Source organism: Lysobacter sp. TAB13 (assembly GCF_052113885.1).
GTDB lineage: Bacteria > Pseudomonadota > Gammaproteobacteria > Xanthomonadales > Xanthomonadaceae > Lysobacter > Lysobacter gummosus.
The window spans coordinates 110,185-125,976 of the sequence record NZ_JBFRDR010000012.1 but is presented as its reverse complement, the minus strand read 5'-3'; the positions used below and the strand labels follow the sequence as shown (position 1 = coordinate 125,976).

Sequence of the window (15,792 nt, the reverse complement as noted above, 5' to 3'; positions counted from 1 at the left end):
GCGGCGGGCGGCTGTCGCGGGTTTGTGTCATGGCCGGGGCGCAAAGCTCCGGGCCGCGCGATCGGGTTTGATCCGATCGCGGTAAGCGGTGGCCGGATGCTGGTTGATCGCATCCTGGCGAAAGTTTTCCGGGCCCGCCGAACCGGCGAGGCGCGAAGCGGCGAAGGCAACATGCGCTGCGGAGCCACGAAATCTTTTGTAGGAGGGCCTTCAGGTCCGATGCTTTTGTGTCCGCTTGCATCGAAGCTTCCTGGCTTTTGAACGAAAGGCATCGGGCCTGAAGGGCCCTCCCACAAGAAACCTCCTTGCTGCGAATCGACTTGAGGATTCGCGAATCCTGCTGAGCTACACGCGCTGCGAACCCACGAAGTCTTTTGTGGGAGGGCCTTTCAGGCCCGATGCTTTTGTTTCCGCTCGCATCGAAGCTGCATCACCTTTGAGCGAAAGGCATCGGGCCCGAAGGCCCTCCTGCAAAACTCGCCCGCCGCAAAAAACAAAAAGCCCCTTCTCGCGAAGGGGCTTTCGTCATAGCTCAAGAACATCCGCAACCCCATCGCAACACCGCGCGACGGGACCGCCGGATCAGACGATCGAAATCGTCTTCTCCTTCTGCTCCTTGAGCCGCTTTTCCAGGTAATGGATGTTCATCCCGCCCTGCTGGAAACCGGCATCGGACAAGATGCGCTGCTGCAGCGGGATGTTGGTCTTGATGCCGTCAACGACCATCTCGCTGAGCGCCACGCGCATGCGCGCGATCGCGGTGTCGCGGTCGGGGCCGTGCACGATCAGCTTGCCGATCATCGAGTCGTAGTTCGGCGGCACGCGATAGCCTTCGTAGATATGGCTATCGACGCGCACGCCGGGGCCGCCCGGGGCGTGGAAATGATTGATCGGGCCCGGGCAGGGCATGAAGGTTTCCGGGTCTTCGGCGTTGATGCGGCATTCGATGGCGTGGCCGTCGAGCACGATGTCGCTTTGCTTGATCGACAGCTTGCGGCCGGCGGCGATCATCAACTGCTCGCGCACCAGATCGATGCCGGTCACCAGCTCAGTCACCGGATGCTCCACCTGGATGCGGGTGTTCATCTCGATGAAGTAGAAACGCCCGTCCTCGTACAGGAACTCGAACGTGCCCGCGCCGCGATAACCGATGCGGATGCAGGCTTCCACGCAGACCTTGCCGATCTGCGCGCGCTGCTCGGGCGTGATGCCCGGCGCCGGCGCTTCCTCGACGACCTTCTGGTGGCGGCGCTGCATCGAGCAGTCGCGTTCGCCCAGATGGATGGCGTTGCCCTGGCCGTCGGCGAGCACCTGGATTTCCACGTGACGCGGGTTCTCCAGGAATTTCTCCATGTACACCATGTCGTTGCCGAACGCGGCCTTGGCTTCGGACTTGGTGGTCTGGATCGCGGCGTTGAGATGCGCTTCGGTGTGCACCACGCGCATGCCGCGGCCGCCGCCGCCGCCGGCGGCCTTGACGATGATCGGGTAGCCGATTTCGCGCGCGATCTTGATGTTGGCGGCGTTGTCGTCGCCGAGCGGACCGCCGCTGCCGGGCACGCAGGGCACGCCGGCTTCCTTCATCGCGCGGATCGCTTCGACCTTGTCGCCCATCAGGCGGATGGTCTCGGCGCGCGGGCCGATGAAGATGAAGCCCGATTGCTCCACGCGCTCGGCGAAGTCGGCGTTCTCGCTGAGAAAGCCGTAGCCCGGATGGATCGCCTGGGCGTCGGTGACCTCGGCCGCGGCGATGATCGAGGCCATGTTGAGGTAGCTCTCCGACGACGGCGCCGGCCCGATGCAGACCGACTCGTCGGCCATGGCCACGTGCTTGAGATTACGGTCCACGGTGGAATGCACCGCGACCGTGCGGATGCCCAGCGCGTGGCACGCGCGCAGGATGCGCAGCGCGATTTCGCCGCGGTTGGCGATGACGACTTTATCGAGCATTGGGGTGCCAAGTTCGGGAATAGGGAATGGGGAATCGGGAATCGTAAAAGCGCATACGGTTTTTCATGACGATGCCTCGCGCTTGCTGAGTACGTTCATCAAGCCGGTGAGCTTTGCGAATACTCGATCAATCAATTCATTGAGCGGCGGCGATGATTCGGCGAATCCAAGGCGTACGGCGATCTGTTGCTGCGTATCCAATTCCGAAAGCGAGCCTCGAGCGATCGAAAGGAAACGCAGATATTCCTTCGTGGAACGCCGTGCCGCACCTTCTGCCACGTTCGACGGAATGCTGATCGCCGCCCTGCGCAGCTGTGAGGTCAGGCCGAACCGCTCGCTGTCGGGAAATCGGGCCGAGAACCGGTAAATCGTCTCTACGAGATCCATGGCGTCGCGCCAGACCTCCAAGCCCTCGTGGGGCCGCTTCGACGATTCCCGATTCCCCATTCCCTATTCCCGTCGTAATCGGCGATCAGCCGATTACGAACAAAGGCTGATCGAACTCGATCGGCTGGCCGCTTTCGGCCATGACCTTGAGCACCGTGCCGGACACGTCGGCTTCGATCGGGTTGAACATCTTCATCGCTTCGATGATGCCCAGCGTGTCGCCGGCCTTGACCGCCTGGCCGACGGCGACGAAGGACGGCTTGTCCGGCGCTGGCGAGGTGTAGAAGGTGCCGACCATCGGCGCGCGCACGACGTGGCCGTCGGGCAGGTCGCTGATGGGCTTGGCGCTGCCGCCGGTGGCCGCTTCGGTCGGCGACTGCATCGGCATCGGTTGCGGCGCGCGCGGCTGCTCGGGCTGCGGCGCGTACATCGGCTGCGGTTGCGCCATCGCGTAGCCGCCCTTGGGCGTGCGGGCCAGGCGGACGGATTCCTCGCCTTCCTTGATCTCGATCTCGGCGAGGTTGGATTCCTCGAGCAGGTCGATCAGTTTCTTGATTTTGCGCAGGTCCATGAAGCGGGCCTCTGGTTTGGATCTTGGGTGCGGGCCGCGCGAGGCGGTCCGGGCGAATGGGGGATCAGGGTGCCAGCCGCTTGATTGCAGCTTCGAGTGCGTAGCGGTAACTATCGGCGCCGAAGCCGCAGACCACGCCGAGGGCCAGGTCGCTGAAGTAGCTGTGGCGGCGGAAGTCTTCGCGGGTATGCGGGTTGGACAGGTGGATCTCGATGAAGGGGATCGCCACCGCCGCCAGGGCGTCGCGGATCGCCACGCTGGTGTGGGTGAAGGCGGCCGGGTTGATCAGGATCAGGGCGGTGCCGTCGCCGCGCGCGGCCTGGATGCGGTCCACCAGGACGTGCTCGGCGTTGGACTGCAGGCTCTCCAGGGCGTGCCCGGCGGCCTGCGCGCGTTCGCCCAGGCCAGCGTCGATCTGCGCCAGGGTGGTGCGGCCGTAGACCTCGGGCTCGCGCGTGCCGAGCAGATTGAGGTTGGGGCCGTGCAGGACCAGGAGCTTGGCCATCGGGACCGGACGGTTGCCTTCAAAGGGCGGCAGTTTGCGTGATGGCCGCTCAGCTGTCCAGGAGTTGCCCGCCAAATCGGCGAAGTTGCCGCGATTTAAGCGGTTGTTTGAGTGGCGGCTCTAAATGTCGGCACGATCGGCGCGACAGGTGAATTTTCGGTGCCCGTTCGCCACCGTTGGCGACACACGGCCGCGGGACTGCGAAATTCTGCCCGGCCTCCATTCGAACACGGCCGGGGCGATGGCGGGCGGGCCTGGGGCTCGTTCATGTTGCGGTCGCGGTCGCAGATCGGCGCGCGGGCCGGGGCCGAGCCCTGTCGCGGCGGTGGATCAGTTCGCCCAGCCTTCGATCTCGCCGTCCTCGAACGGCCCGATCCGCTGCTTGACCAGCTTGCCGTCGGCGCCGATCAGCACGCTGTAGGGCAGCACGCCCTTGAGGTTGCCCAACTGCACGCCGGCGTCGCGCGGGCCCGGGGTGTCGAGCAGGATCGGGTAGCCGACCGGCACGCGTTGCAGGAACTCGGCGACGTCGGCGGCGTTGTCCAGGGCGATGCCGACCACTTGCGTGCCGTCCGCGCCCTGGCCGCGGGCGTAGCGGCTGAGCTCGGGCATTTCCTTGATGCACGGCCCGCACCAGCTGGCCCAGATGTTGATCAGGATCGGCCGGCCGGCGTAGGCCTGCGGCAACTGCAGCGGCTGCTTGTCCAGGCCCTGCAACCGCAGCGGCGGCATCGCCGCGCCGCGCGCGGCCACGGCCAGATCGGCCGGCGGCTTGGGCGAATCGCGCTCCATGCGTTCCTGCAGCACGCGCTGGCCCAGGTCGGTGCGCATCAGCCAGCCGTTGCCGCTGACCAGCTGCCCGGCGAACACGCCCAGCGCGCCGGCGGCGGCGGCGATCAGCACGATCTTCAGCGCGGAAGGAATGGCCACCGCGCCGCCTCAGCGCGCCGCTTCGCGCGCACGCGCGGCGCGTTGGGCGAACTCGGGGGCTTTTTCGAAACCGACCAGGCGCAGGTCGCGGCGCTCGGCGCCGTGGGCGAAGTACAGCGTCATCGGCGGGCCGATGATGCCCAGCCGCTTCATCAGCGCCTGATCGAGGTCGTCGTTGGCGGTGACGTCGGCCTTGAGCAGGACGAAGCCGTCCAGTGCCTGATGCACCTGCGGTTCGGGGAAGGTGTACTTCTCCATCTCCTTGCAGGCCACGCACCAGTCGGCATAGAAGTCGAGCATCAGCGGCCGGCCGGCGCTCTGCGCGGCGGCGATTTCGCGGTCGAGGTCTTCGCTGGATTTGATCTTGCGGAACGGCAGTTCGGCCGGATGCGTGGCCGCGCCGCCGCGCAGACCGGCGAGCGGACGCAGCGGGTCGCTGCTGCCGGCCAGCGCACCGACGATCTGCACCGCGCCGGTCAGGCCCAGCAGCAGCGCCGCGATCCAGCCCAGCCCGCGAACGCCGTCGCCGAGCGCGCCGCGGCTCAGCGGCAGCGCGATCATCACCGCAGCGCCTAGCAGCAACGCACCCCACAGCGCCAAGGTCACCGGGCCGGGCAGGATGCGTCCGAGCATCCAGATCGCCATGCCCACGAACACCAGCCCGAACGCGCGCTGCACGCCGACCATCCACGGCCCGCTGGTCGGCAGGCCCTTGCCGGCGGCGACGCCGAAGGCGATCAGCGGCGCGCCCATGCCCATCGCCAGCGCGAACAAGGCCGCGCCGCCGAACACCGGGTCGCGGGTCTGGCCGATGTAGAGCACCGCCGCGGCCAGCGGCGGCGCCACGCACGGGCCGACGATCAGCGCCGACAGCGCGCCCATGATCGCCACGCCCGCCCACGAACCGCTGCGCTGGCGATTGCTGACTTCGCCGACCAGATTGCGCAGGCGATGCGGCAGCTGCAGTTCGTACAGGCCGAAGCTCGACAGCGACAACACCAGGAACAGCAGCGCGAACAGCACGATCACCCACGGGGTCTGGAACGCGATCTGCAGGTTGGCGCCGACCAGCCCGGCGATCACGCCGGCGATGGTGAACACCACCGCGCTGGCCAGCACGTACACCAGCGACAGCGCGAACGCGCGTTTCGCGCCCAGGCCCGGGCCCTGGCCGATGATCAGGCCCGACAGGATCGGCACCATCGGCAGCACGCACGGGGTGAAGGCGAGCAACAGGCCGAAGCCGAAGAAACTCAGCAGCGCCAGGTAGCGGTTGGGCCCGGCCAGGGTCGCGGCGAGCAGGCTGTCTTCGGCCTGCGGCGCGGCGGCGCCGACTGCGGGCGAGGACTTGGCTTCGGCGGCCGCGGTCGCGGCGGCGAGCTTGGGATTCGCGCTGGCGCCGGTTTGATCGATCACGTCCTCCGGATTGGGTGCGACGGCAGGCGCGGCGCCGATGGCGGTCGTGCCGGCCGGCGCGGGGGCGCTGTCGCCAGTGGCCGCTTCGGTCGCGGCGATGGCCGCGGCCAGGGTCGCGGTGCTGGCGCCGGTTTTCGCCGCGTCGGCGGGCGCCGCGGCGGTCACAGTGCCGGCCGGCAGATCGACGCTGATCTTGCGGGTCATCGGCGGATAGCAGATGCCGTCGGTCTGGCAGCCCTGGAAGCCGGCGGTCAGCACGATCGTCGCCGCCTCGGCGCTGCGCCGGATCAGCGGCAGCGGCACGTCGATCTGTTCGAAGAACACGGTGACATCGCCGAAGTGTTCGTCGCGATGGGCGGTGCCGCGCGGCCATTGCGGCTTGCCGGCGGCGATGGCGGCGTTGTCGGTCTTCAGCGAAGTCTTGTCGCGATACAGGTAATAGCCGCGCGCCGGGGTGAAGCGCAGCAGCAAGGTGTTGCCGTCCTGGGCGATGGCTTCGAAGCCGAAGGCCTGTTCCGGCGGCAGCGGCAGCGCTTCGGTCGCGCCGACGTTGGCGTTGCCCGGCGCGCTCAGCGGCGAGGCGGCGCCGAGCAGCGGATTGGACGCGCCCACGCGCGAGCCGAAATTCCCCAGCGGCGCGGCCGCGGGCACCGGATCGACCGCCGCCGCATTCGCAGCGGTCGCGGCGATCGCGGCCGCGCCGGGCAGGGCGAGGGTCAGCGTGCGCGTCTGCGGCGGATAGCACACGCCGGCTTCGGCGCAGCCCTGGTATTTGATCGTCAGCGTCGTGCTGGCGCCGCGGCCCTTGCCGGGCAGCACGGCGTTGAGGTCGCTGTGATAAGTCTCGACGTCGCCGAAGAACTGGTCCTTGTGCGCCTTGCCCTTGGGCAATTGCAACGGCTGCGCGGCGAAGCCGGCGTCGGCCTTGACCGAGATGCGGTGGCGGTAGAGGTAATAGCCCTTGGCGATCTTCCACGAGATCGCGATGCGATCGGGCGCGGGCGCATCGGCCTTGAGCGCGAAGGCTTCGTCCACCGGCAGCAGATCGCTCTCGTCCACTGCCAGCGCGGGCGCGGACAGCAGCAGGGCGAAACCGGCGAAGGCCAGGGCGGTCAGACCGGCGCGCAGGCGCCGGCCCGGAAACGAGTGGTTGGTCATCGGTCGGGAGTCTGTTCGTTGACCCATCGCATGTAAGGCTCGGAGACGTCGCGGGGTTCGACCACGACGACCTCCGGCAGTTCATACGGATGCAGTTCGGTGAGCCGCTTGATCAGGGCGCCGTGGATGGTGACGCGGGTCTTGATCAACAGCTGGACCTCGGTCGCATGTTCGATCCGGCCCTGCCAGCGGTAGGTCGAGCGCGCGCCGGGGATGCGGGTGACGCAGGCGGCCAGGCCTTCCTCGACCAGGGCCAGGGCGATCGCGTCGGCGCTGGTCTGGTCGGGGCAGGTGCTCAGCACCAGCACGGGCAGGGTATCGGGCATGGGCCAAGTGTAAGGGGCCGGCACCGCCGGCGAGGAACCAGTTGCACCGTTTAACGCCGGCCAGTGCGCGGCGACGGCATCGCCGGCGCCGGTTTGCTCAATCGGCCGGCTGGCGCTCGCGCAAAAATTCCACGAACGCCCGCAACGGCGCCGGCATCTGCCGGCGGCTGGGGTAATACAGATAGAAGCCGGGAAACGCCGGGGTCCATTGCGGCAGCAGCTGCACCAGCCGGCCGGCGGCGAGGTGCTCGCGCACGTGGAAGTCGAACAGGTAGGCGATGCCGATGCCGTCGAGCGCGGCGCGCTGGGCCACTTCCGGCTCGGTGACGATCAGCGGCCCGTCGACCGCGGCTTCGAGTTTCTCCGCGCCGCGCTGGAACTCCCAGTGGTACAGGCTGCCGTCGGTGGGCCAGCGGAAGTTGATGCAGCGGTGATCGCGCAGTTCGCGCGGATCGGCCGGCGCGCCGCAGCGCTGCAGATAGGAGGGCGCGGCCACTACCATCATCTCGGCCGGTCCGCCCAGGCGCACGGTGATCATGTCCTTCTCGACCATCTCGCCCAGGCGCACGCCGGCGTCGAAGCGGCCGGCGACGATATCCACCAGGCGATCGTCGGTGACCAGATCAATAAGGATGTCCGGATAGCGCTGGTGGAACGGCCCCAGCAGCGGCGCGATGTGCTGGATCGCGGCGATCCGCGATGAATTGATGCGCAGCAGCCCGGCCGGGGTGTCGCGCTGGCTGCGCAGGTCGGCGACGGCGGCGTCCAGGTCGGCCATGGCCGGCTGCAATCGCGCCAACAGCCGCTGCCCGGCCTCGCTCGGCGCCACTGAGCGGGTGGTGCGGTTGAGCAGGCGCACGCCCAGGCGTTCTTCCAGGCTGCGGATGGTCTGGCTCAGCGCCGACGGCGACAGGCCCAGGTGGGCGGCGGCGCGGACGAAGCTGCCGTGTTCGGCGATGGCGGCGAAGGCGCGCAGTTCGGCGTAGTCGTTGCCGCGCATTATGCATCGCTCTCTTAATGGCCCATGCGGATAATGCCGGATTAACGCAGCAGTGCGCGCGGCCTATCGTGCCGGCATCCCACTGGAGACACCTTCCATGAGCACTGCGACCACCTTGGATAGCTACCGTCTGCTCGGCCGCTCCGGCCTGCGCGTCTCGCCGCTGTCGCTGGGGGCGATGACCTTCGGCAACGACTGGGGCTGGGGCGCGGAAGAGGCCGAGGCGCGGCGGATCTTCGATGCCTATGTCGAACGCGGCGGCAACTTCATCGATACCGCCAACCAGTACACGGGCGGCTCCTCGGAGCGATTGGTCGGCCAGTTCGCCCAGGGCCGCCGCGATCAGTTGGTGATCGCGACCAAATACACCATGACCTCGCGCCCGAAGGACCCCAACGCCGGCGGCAACCACCGCAAGAGCATGGTGCGATCGGTCGAAGACAGCCTGCGCCGCCTGGGCAGCGACTACATCGACCTGCTGTACCTGCACGTGTGGGACGCCACCACGCCGGCCGAGGAAATCCTGCGCGCGATGGACGATCTGGTCCGCGCCGGCAAGCTGATCTACGTCGGCATCTCCGACACCCCGGCCTGGCAGGTCGCGCGCATGCAGGCCATCGCCGACCTGCGCGGCTGGTCGCCGCTGATCGCCTTGCAGATCCAGTACAGCCTGATCGAGCGCACGGTCGAGCGCGACCTGATGCCGATGGCGGCCGAACTCGGCCTGGGCGTGGTGCCGTGGTCGCCGCTGGGCATGGGCGTGCTGACCGGCAAGTACAGCCGCGCCGACCTGGACATCGGCAGCGGCGTGCCCGAGGCGGTCGGCACGCGCAAGAACGTCGCCGCCGGCAATGGCGCGCTGAGCGAACGCAGCCTGGCGATCGCGGACGTGGTCAAGGAGGTCGCCGCCGACATCGGCAAGACCCCGGCGCAAGTCGCCCTGGCCTGGACCCTGCTGCATCCGGCGGTGACCTCGCCGATCATCGGCGCGCGCACGCTGGCGCAACTGGAAGACAACCTCGGCGCGTTGGAGGTGAGCTTCAGCGATGAACAACGTGCGCGCCTGGATCGGGCCAGCGCGATCGAGCCCGGCTTCCCGCACGACTTCATGGCGATGCCGCTGGTGCACAGCGTGGTGTTCGGCGAAACCCGGCCGCCGCTGCGGGGTTGACCGGCCGCCTGCGACGGCCGGCTGCGCTCAGCCGCCGTCGCAGCTGGTTTCCTGCAGCGCGCACAGATGATCGACCCAGGCGCGGACCCGTCCCGCTTCGACTCCGACGGTCGCGGCGGGCTTGATCTGCAAGTTGGCGCGCAGCTCGCTGTCGGGTGCGTATTCGACCTGCGCCCATTGTCCGGCGCAGGCGACAAGGCGGCCGTGTTCGAGGAACCCGTCGTTGTCGAAGCTCATGCCGTCTTTCCCGATCAATATCGCCGGCGATTTGGCGTCGGGCCGTTGCCGGCCGACAGTGGCTTGCGATTTCACCGTCAGCTTGCGCCCGCTGACCCAGCCGGTGCCCTTGAACATCGGCCGCGCCGCGGCGTCGAGCAAGGCTTCGTTGTCCTGCGCGCCGGCGATGCGGAACCAGCCGTCTGCGCCCGCGGTGACCCGTACTTCGACCCGCGCGCGCAGCGGCGGATCGTCGGTGCTGAGCTTGGTCGGCGGCAAAGTGCCGAGCACGGGATAGGCGGTGCCGGGGCCGGCGCGGACGTTGAGGCCGGCCGGATCGGTTTCGTTGACGAAGGCGCCGAATGCGCACGCGGTTTGCGCGGCCGGCGCTTGCGCGCGAACCGGCGCGGCGGCGGACAGCAACGCCAGCGTCACAGGCAGTGCGATGCTCGCGGCGATGAAAGCGGGACGTGGCATATGCGATGTCCTGTGGCGGGAACGTCGTGATGAAACCCGGTGCGATCAGATAAGGAACGGATCGGCGTGCGCATGCGAGCGCGGGCGCGCGGCGCGATCGGCATTGCCGGACGACTCGCCGCGGCGGATCAGAATCGACTTCAGCTTTTTCATGACGACAGGTTCCTCCTGGAAGCCCGCTCCATGCGAACGGCGGCGCCGCTCGACAGTGCTGCCGCGCCAAGGATCAGGCAAACCCGGGCGGGCGTCCACCGCTCGCGCGGATGCGAAGGCGGCCGATGCGTTTTCTCCACCGCGGCGCGGGTATAAGGTGGCGCATCCAGGAGAACCCCATGCTCGCTTCGCCCCGTCTTTTTTCTGCCGCTTTGGCGACGTGCCTGTGCGCCGTTTGTCCGCCGACGCTCGCTTCCGGGCCGGCCGCTGCCGCGGCCTCGCCTCGGTTGATCAGCGAAATCACCCACGGCCGCTTCGTGCGCACGCCGGTGCGGTTGCCGGCGGGCGAGGTCAAGCGCTTCGTGCTGTGGTTCGCCGACGGCCTGGATCTGGCGCGGCGCAAGGCGCGCATCGAGGCGCTGGTCGCCGACGGCGCGATGGTCGCCACCGTCGATGTCGCCGCGCTCGAAGCCTTGCTGCGCAAGGACGGCGGCGCGTGCAATTTCTCCTCCGGCGATGTCGAGAATTTCTCCCGCTACGTGCAGGCCTACTACCGCCTGTCCACCTATCACTTGCCGTTGTTGCTCGGCGACGGCGAAGGCGCGGCACTGGCGTATGCGATCGCCGCGCAGGGCAACGCCAGCCTGTTCGCCGGCGCGGTGTCGGTCGATTTCTGCCCGGTCCTGCGCTTGCCGCGCGCGCTGTGCGCGAACGGCGCGCTGAAGCTGCGGGCCGAGGCCGGGCTCGCGCATCTGCAGGCCGCGCCCTTGCAGGTGCCGTGGCTGACGGCGGCGCCGCGCGCGCAGGAAAAAAGCTGCAAGAGCGATGAGGTGGACGCCTTCGTCAAAGCGATCCCGCAGGCGCGCGTGTTCGCACGCGCGGGGGACGATGCCACCCCCGGCCTGCGCGCCGCGCTGACCTCGCTGGGCGCGCAGCGTCACGCCAGCCTGCCGCCGCCGCCGGCCGATCTGAAGGGCTTGCCGATCACCGAAGTCGCCGCGGCCAAGGGCGGCAACGCCGACACCTTCGCCATCTTCGTTTCCGGCGACGGCGGCTGGGCCGATTTCGACAAAAGCGTCGCCGCGCGCCTGAGCAAGGCCGGGGTGCCGGTGATCGGCCTGGATTCGCTGCGCTATTTCTGGACGCCGCGCACGCCGCAGAGTTTCGCCGTCGATATCGACCGCGTCGCGCGCTACTACGGCGCGCAGTGGAAACGCGAGAACGTATTGCTGATCGGTTTCTCGCAAGGCGCCGACGTGCTGCCGGGCGCGTACAACCAACTGCCGCCGGCCACGCGCAATCTGGTGCGTTCGACCACGCTGATCTCGGCCGGGCAGAACGCCGAGTACGAATTCCATCTGTCCAACTGGATCGGCAACAGCGGCAAGGGCCTGCCGATCGCGCCGCAGGTCGCGCGCATGCCGCCGAGCCGGGTGCTGTGCATCTACGGCAGCGACGACGACGATGCGCTATGCCCGAAGTTGCCCAAGGGCGCGGCGCTGATCGAGAAAATGCCCGGCGACCACCACGTCGGCGGCGATTACGACGGTGTGGCGGCGCGGGTGTTGTCGGCGTCGGGGATTTCGACCGGAACGACCGCGGCCGGTGCCACCGCTACGCCCTGAGCCGGTGGCGCGCTGTCGGGGAAGCGCGCGGTGCCGCGTTCGTGTTCGTCGTGGCGGCGCGGGTCCAGCGAGATCAGCCGGGTCACGTCGAGCAAGGCCGAAGGCAGATGCATGCCGCCGGGCGCAGCCAGATAACGCGGACGCCAGACCGGATCGAACTTGGCCTTGAACCGGCGCAGGCCGACGAAGCCGTAGAAGCGTTCGCCGTGGCGCGCGATCAGATTGGCGAAGCGGTTCCAGCGTCCGGCAAGACGATGCTGCGCCAGTCCGGATAAAGGCGCCATGCCCAGGCAGAAACGCTCGTAACCGTGTTCGCGCCCCCACATCAACAGTTCGGCGAACATGAAATCCATCGCCCCCTTCGGCGCGTCGCTGGCGTGCCGCATCAGGTCCACCGACAGCTCGCGGCCGTTGGTCGCACTCCACAGGTTGGCGAAGGCGACCACGCGGTTTTCGTGTTCGACCAGGGCGATCGGCAGGCGCTTGAGGTAATCGGGATCGAAGCTGCCGAGCGAGAAGCCTTTCTCGTCGCCGGATTTTTGTTCGAGCCACTCGTCCGAAATTTCTTCCAGCACCGGCAGCAGCGCTTCGACTTCTTCCACCGGCGCGATGCGGAAACTCAGGCCCGAGCGCTTGCCGCGATTCCAGGCCTGACGCAGATCGGCGCGGGTCGGCCCCTGCAGGCTGAAATCGGTCAGCGGCACCAGCGCTTCTTCGCCGAGCTTGACCAGGGTCAGGCCGAGATCGAGGTAGGTCTGCCAATGCTGTTCGCCGACCTGATAGAACACCGGCCGCACGCCGAGCCGGTCGGCTTCTTCGCGGAAGCGCCAGATCAGCGCGCGCGCCGCTTCCGGCGGGCCGACCGGGTCGCCCATCGAAATCAGCGAGCCGCCGTAGCGTTGCATCATCACGAAGCCGCGCTGCTCCGGATCGAGCAGCAGCGCCTTGTCGCCGGTCAGCGCCAGATGCGCCTGACTGTCGTCGGCGCTGGCCAGGATCGGCCGGATCAGCGCGAGCTGGGCTTCGTCCACGTTGGGCAGCGGCGCGCGCGCGGCGTGCATCATGCGCGCCAGACCGAAGGCGATCACGGTGACGCTGACCAGCAGCATCGCGCGCAGAGCCCGCGGCGCGTTGCCGGAGACCAGGAATTCCCACCACAACTCGTTGCGGTATTCGACGTGGCTGTAGGCGAAGAACATCAGCCACACCGCGGCGATCAGCACCAATCCCAGATTGCGCAGCCAGCGCCACGACCAGGCTTCATCGAGCAGCGCGCCCTGGCGATAGAACTCGCGCCGCGCCGCCCACAACGCCACCGCCACCAGCGGCGGCGCCAGCGCCAGCAGCCAGTGGCCGCCGCGCAACCACGACGGCAGCGGCAGCAGCACACACACGCCCAGCGCGAGCGCCCAGGCGGCGTGGCTGCGGCGCTGCAGGCCTTGTCCGATCAACAGCAGGCCGACGCCGCCGAGACTGGCGAGCAATTGCGAGGTTTCGATCAGCGACAACGGCGCGGCGGCTAGGCGATGCCGCGGCTTGGGCAAGGTGCCGTCGATGATCAGCGCGGCGCCCAGCACGAACGCGGCCAGCGCGATCACGTGCGGCAGCCACGGCCGGATCGCCAGCCACGCGGTGCGCAAGGCGCTGGCGCGGCGCGCGACCGGTCCGCGCGCCGAGCCGAACAAACCCAGCAAGGTCGCCAGCGCCAGCGGCGCGGCGTAGTAGGTGATGCGATACGCCACCGCCGCCGCCAGCAGGCTGGCCGGCGCCACGCCCGGCAGCAGCTTGAGCAGGCTCCATTCGAACACGCCGATGCCGGCCGGCACGCTCGACACCAACCCCGCCAGCACCGCCACCAGATACAAGCCGACGAAACCGATGAAGCTGGTACCCGATGCGGCCGGGATGTCCGGCGCCAGCAGCACGTACAAGGCGCCGCCGGCCAGGGCTAGCTCCACCACGCTCAGCGCGGTCACGCTGAGCACGGTGCGGCGGTCGGGCAGCCACAGCGCGTGTTGGCGGAAGCGCAGGGTGCGGCCTTCGCGACCGACCGCGAACAGCAGGCCGAGGAAGGCGATGGCGACGGCCGCGCCGATCGCGCGGATCGCGTCTTCGCTCAGCGGCAGCAGCAAGGCCGCCGGCGCGGGTTCGAACATCAGCGCGCAGGCCAGCAGCACCCAGGCGCCGAACACGAAGCCCAGCGTGCTCATCAGCACCACTTGGCCGATGTCGGCCAGGGACAGTCCAGCCGCGCCGTAGCCGCGCAGGCGCACCGCGCCGCCGGTCAGGGCGGCGAAGCCGAGGGTGTGGCCGACCGCGTTGGCCAGGAACGCGGTGACGATCAGCCGCAGCGGTTTGACCTTGCTGGCGTTGCGGCGCAGGCCGACCGCGTCGAACCCGACCAGGCAGGCGTAACTGGCCAGGCTCAGCGCGAACGCCAGGGCGATGCGGGCGGCGTCGATCTGCTGGAAGGCGTGGCGGATCGAGCGATAGCCCTGCTCGGTGAATTCGCCGGCGAGCGCGTGCAGGGCCAGCGCCAGGATCGCCAGGCTGGCGATCAACGACACGACGCGGCGCCAGGGCGAGGCGGGGCGTTCGGTGGAGGAGCTTGAAGGGGGCTGGGTAGTCATCGTTGCGGGGGGCGGGTACCGGTGAAGCTTTCAGCAAATGGTGCGAAAACGGAATGAGGGGGCTGAGCGGGGCGTGCAGTGTGAGGGGAACTGGGGGCTGCGGTGCGCGGGTTAAGAGCAAATCCCCCCTGGCCCCCCTTTTTCAAAGGGGGGAACCCGGTCGGGCGGGTTCGTTGGTTGATCTGGTGGGTTGGCGCTTTGAGGCGGATGCCGCGTACATCACTCGAACACGAGCGCGCGAACATGGCCCCCTTTAAAAAAGGGGGCGAGCGCCCCGCGCCGCCACGAAGTCGAAGCGCCCCCACCGCGCGGGGGATTTGCTCTACCCGCCGCGACTCACCGCACCCCCATCCCCCGCGATCACCCGATCCCACACCGCCGGCCGCCCGATCGTCTCTTCAAGAAAATCGATAAACGCCTCGACCTTCCGCGGCCGATACTCGCGCCCCGGATACACCGCATAGATGCCGATCGGCAGCAGGCACCAATCCGGCATCACTTCCACCAGTTCCCCCGAGGCCAGTTCGCGCGCGACCGCGAAGGTCGCCGTCTGCAGAATCCCGCCGCCGCGCAGCGCCGCATCGACCAGCGGCACGCCGTAGTTGGCCTTCAGCCGCCCGCGCACCGGCACCCGCAGCGGTTCGCGGTCGCGCTGGAATTCCCAGGTCGGGGTGTCGCGGAACAAGGTGTAGTGCAGGCAGTCGTGGTCGATCAGATCGGCCGGCGCGGCCGGGGCGCCGCGCCGGTGCAGATAGTCGGGCGAGGCGACCAGGATGCGCCGGGTCTCGGCGATCCGCCGCGCCACCAGACGCGAATCGCTGAGCGCGCCGATCCGGATCGCGGCGTCGAAACCGGCGCCGATCAGATCGACGAAGCGGTCGTCGAACTGCACATCTAGCGAAATGCCCGGGTAGCGGTCGAGAAACGCCGGCAGATGCGGGATCACATACATCCGGCCGAAATTCATCGGCACCGACACCCGCAGCTCGCCGCGCGGCTGCGCCGACAGGTCGTGGACGCGTTCGCCCGCGGCCAGGATCTGCGCCAGCGCCGGGGCGACCTCGGCGTAATAGTGGCGGCCCGATTCGGTCAGGCTCAGGCGCCGGGTCGAGCGATTGAGCAGCTTGGCGCCCAGGCGCGCTTCCAGGGTGTTGAGCCGGCGCGTGATCGCGCCCGGCGTCACCTGCAGTTGCCGGGCCGCGGCGGTGAAACTGCCGTGCTGGAGGATGGCCTCGAAGGCTTCGAGTTCGGAGTACAGGCCGCCGATCATTATTGAG

At 68.6% G+C, this 15,792-nt stretch carries 13 protein-coding genes and 1 pseudogene; 2 read left to right on the top strand and 12 right to left on the bottom strand.

Annotated features, from left to right (window positions below; all coding sequences use genetic code 11):
- Nucleotides 1-206: 206 nt before the first annotated feature.
- From AB4Y92_RS15695 to AB4Y92_RS15655, 9 genes and pseudogenes are all read right to left on the bottom strand, one after another.
- Nucleotides 207-296: pseudogene (locus AB4Y92_RS15695) on the bottom strand (DUF6053 domain-containing protein); the annotation flags it as partial.
- Nucleotides 297-582: 286 nt separating this feature from the next.
- Nucleotides 583-1,950 (bottom strand): acetyl-CoA carboxylase biotin carboxylase subunit, encoded by a 1,368-nt coding sequence (gene accC, locus AB4Y92_RS15690; protein WP_441820497.1) that lies wholly within the window; start codon nt 1,948-1,950, stop codon nt 583-585.
- Nucleotides 1,951-2,013: 63 nt separating this feature from the next.
- Nucleotides 2,014-2,397: a four helix bundle protein gene (locus AB4Y92_RS15685; RefSeq protein WP_441820496.1), complete on the bottom strand. Its 384-nt coding sequence runs from the start codon at nt 2,395-2,397 to the stop codon at nt 2,014-2,016.
- Between the two features lie 25 nt (nt 2,398-2,422).
- A complete protein-coding gene (accB, locus tag AB4Y92_RS15680; protein ID WP_057941640.1) occupies nt 2,423-2,908 on the bottom strand; it encodes an acetyl-CoA carboxylase biotin carboxyl carrier protein in 486 nt (161 codons plus the stop codon).
- Between the two features lie 64 nt (nt 2,909-2,972).
- Nucleotides 2,973-3,413 (bottom strand): type II 3-dehydroquinate dehydratase, encoded by a 441-nt coding sequence (gene aroQ, locus AB4Y92_RS15675; RefSeq protein WP_057941641.1) that lies wholly within the window; start codon nt 3,411-3,413, stop codon nt 2,973-2,975.
- Nucleotides 3,414-3,743: 330 nt separating this feature from the next.
- Nucleotides 3,744-4,337, bottom strand: coding sequence for a TlpA family protein disulfide reductase (locus AB4Y92_RS15670; protein ID WP_441820560.1), 594 nt, complete (start codon nt 4,335-4,337; stop codon nt 3,744-3,746).
- 15 nt (nt 4,338-4,352) lie between these two features.
- Nucleotides 4,353-6,917, bottom strand: a complete 2,565-nt coding sequence (dsbD, locus tag AB4Y92_RS15665; RefSeq protein WP_441820495.1) for a protein-disulfide reductase DsbD — start codon at nt 6,915-6,917, stop codon at nt 4,353-4,355.
- Nucleotides 6,914-7,243, bottom strand: a complete 330-nt coding sequence (gene cutA, locus AB4Y92_RS15660) for a divalent-cation tolerance protein CutA (protein WP_441820494.1) — start codon at nt 7,241-7,243, stop codon at nt 6,914-6,916. Before cutA ends, dsbD begins: the two co-directional genes overlap by 4 nt.
- Before the next feature lie 97 nt (nt 7,244-7,340).
- Nucleotides 7,341-8,243 carry a LysR family transcriptional regulator gene (locus AB4Y92_RS15655; RefSeq protein WP_441820493.1) on the bottom strand — a complete coding sequence of 301 codons (903 nt, stop codon included), beginning with the start codon at nt 8,241-8,243 and terminating at the stop codon, nt 7,341-7,343.
- A 97-nt stretch (nt 8,244-8,340) separates the two neighbouring features.
- Here AB4Y92_RS15655 and AB4Y92_RS15650 point away from each other — a divergent pair, with 97 nt between their 5' ends.
- On the top strand, nt 8,341-9,414 hold the full coding sequence (locus tag AB4Y92_RS15650) for an aldo/keto reductase (protein ID WP_441820492.1): 1,074 nt from the start codon (nt 8,341-8,343) through the stop codon (nt 9,412-9,414).
- A gap of 27 nt (nt 9,415-9,441) precedes the next feature.
- On the opposite strand, the gene AB4Y92_RS15645 is transcribed toward AB4Y92_RS15650, so the two are convergent.
- Entirely contained in the window at nt 9,442-10,107 is a 666-nt protein-coding gene (locus tag AB4Y92_RS15645) for an SH3 domain-containing protein (protein WP_441820491.1), read from the bottom strand.
- Between the two features lie 332 nt (nt 10,108-10,439).
- Between AB4Y92_RS15645 and AB4Y92_RS15640 the strand changes: the two genes are divergently transcribed.
- Nucleotides 10,440-11,885, top strand: coding sequence for a virulence factor family protein (locus AB4Y92_RS15640; protein WP_441820490.1), 1,446 nt, complete (start codon nt 10,440-10,442; stop codon nt 11,883-11,885).
- On the opposite strand, the gene mprF is transcribed toward AB4Y92_RS15640, so the two are convergent.
- Both mprF and AB4Y92_RS15630 read right to left on the bottom strand, forming a co-directional pair.
- Nucleotides 11,801-14,515: a bifunctional lysylphosphatidylglycerol flippase/synthetase MprF gene (gene mprF, locus AB4Y92_RS15635; protein WP_441820489.1), complete on the bottom strand. Its 2,715-nt coding sequence runs from the start codon at nt 14,513-14,515 to the stop codon at nt 11,801-11,803. The two genes, AB4Y92_RS15640 and mprF, sit on opposite strands and share 85 nt — an antisense overlap.
- 322 nt (nt 14,516-14,837) lie before the next feature.
- On the bottom strand, nt 14,838-15,785 hold the full coding sequence (locus AB4Y92_RS15630; RefSeq protein WP_441820488.1) for a LysR family transcriptional regulator: 948 nt from the start codon (nt 15,783-15,785) through the stop codon (nt 14,838-14,840).
- Nucleotides 15,786-15,792: the final 7 nt, after the last annotated feature.

Coding starts and splice junctions, on each gene's coding strand:
- accC (WP_441820497.1), bottom strand. CDS start 1,950: ATGCTCGATAAAGTCGTCATCGCCAACCGCGGCGAAATCGCGCTGCGC.
- AB4Y92_RS15685 (WP_441820496.1), bottom strand. CDS start 2,397: ATGGGGAATCGGGAATCGTCGAAGCGGCCCCACGAGGGCTTGGAGGTC.
- accB (WP_057941640.1), bottom strand. CDS start 2,908: ATGGACCTGCGCAAAATCAAGAAACTGATCGACCTGCTCGAGGAATCC.
- aroQ (WP_057941641.1), bottom strand. CDS start 3,413: ATGGCCAAGCTCCTGGTCCTGCACGGCCCCAACCTCAATCTGCTCGGC.
- dsbD (WP_441820495.1), bottom strand. CDS start 6,917: ATGACCAACCACTCGTTTCCGGGCCGGCGCCTGCGCGCCGGTCTGACC.
- cutA (WP_441820494.1), bottom strand. CDS start 7,243: ATGCCCGATACCCTGCCCGTGCTGGTGCTGAGCACCTGCCCCGACCAG.
- AB4Y92_RS15655 (WP_441820493.1), bottom strand. CDS start 8,243: ATGCGCGGCAACGACTACGCCGAACTGCGCGCCTTCGCCGCCATCGCC.
- AB4Y92_RS15650 (WP_441820492.1), top strand. CDS start 8,341: ATGAGCACTGCGACCACCTTGGATAGCTACCGTCTGCTCGGCCGCTCC.
- AB4Y92_RS15645 (WP_441820491.1), bottom strand. CDS start 10,107: ATGCCACGTCCCGCTTTCATCGCCGCGAGCATCGCACTGCCTGTGACG.
- AB4Y92_RS15640 (WP_441820490.1), top strand. CDS start 10,440: ATGCTCGCTTCGCCCCGTCTTTTTTCTGCCGCTTTGGCGACGTGCCTG.
- mprF (WP_441820489.1), bottom strand. CDS start 14,515: ATGACTACCCAGCCCCCTTCAAGCTCCTCCACCGAACGCCCCGCCTCG.
- AB4Y92_RS15630 (WP_441820488.1), bottom strand. CDS start 15,785: ATGATCGGCGGCCTGTACTCCGAACTCGAAGCCTTCGAGGCCATCCTC.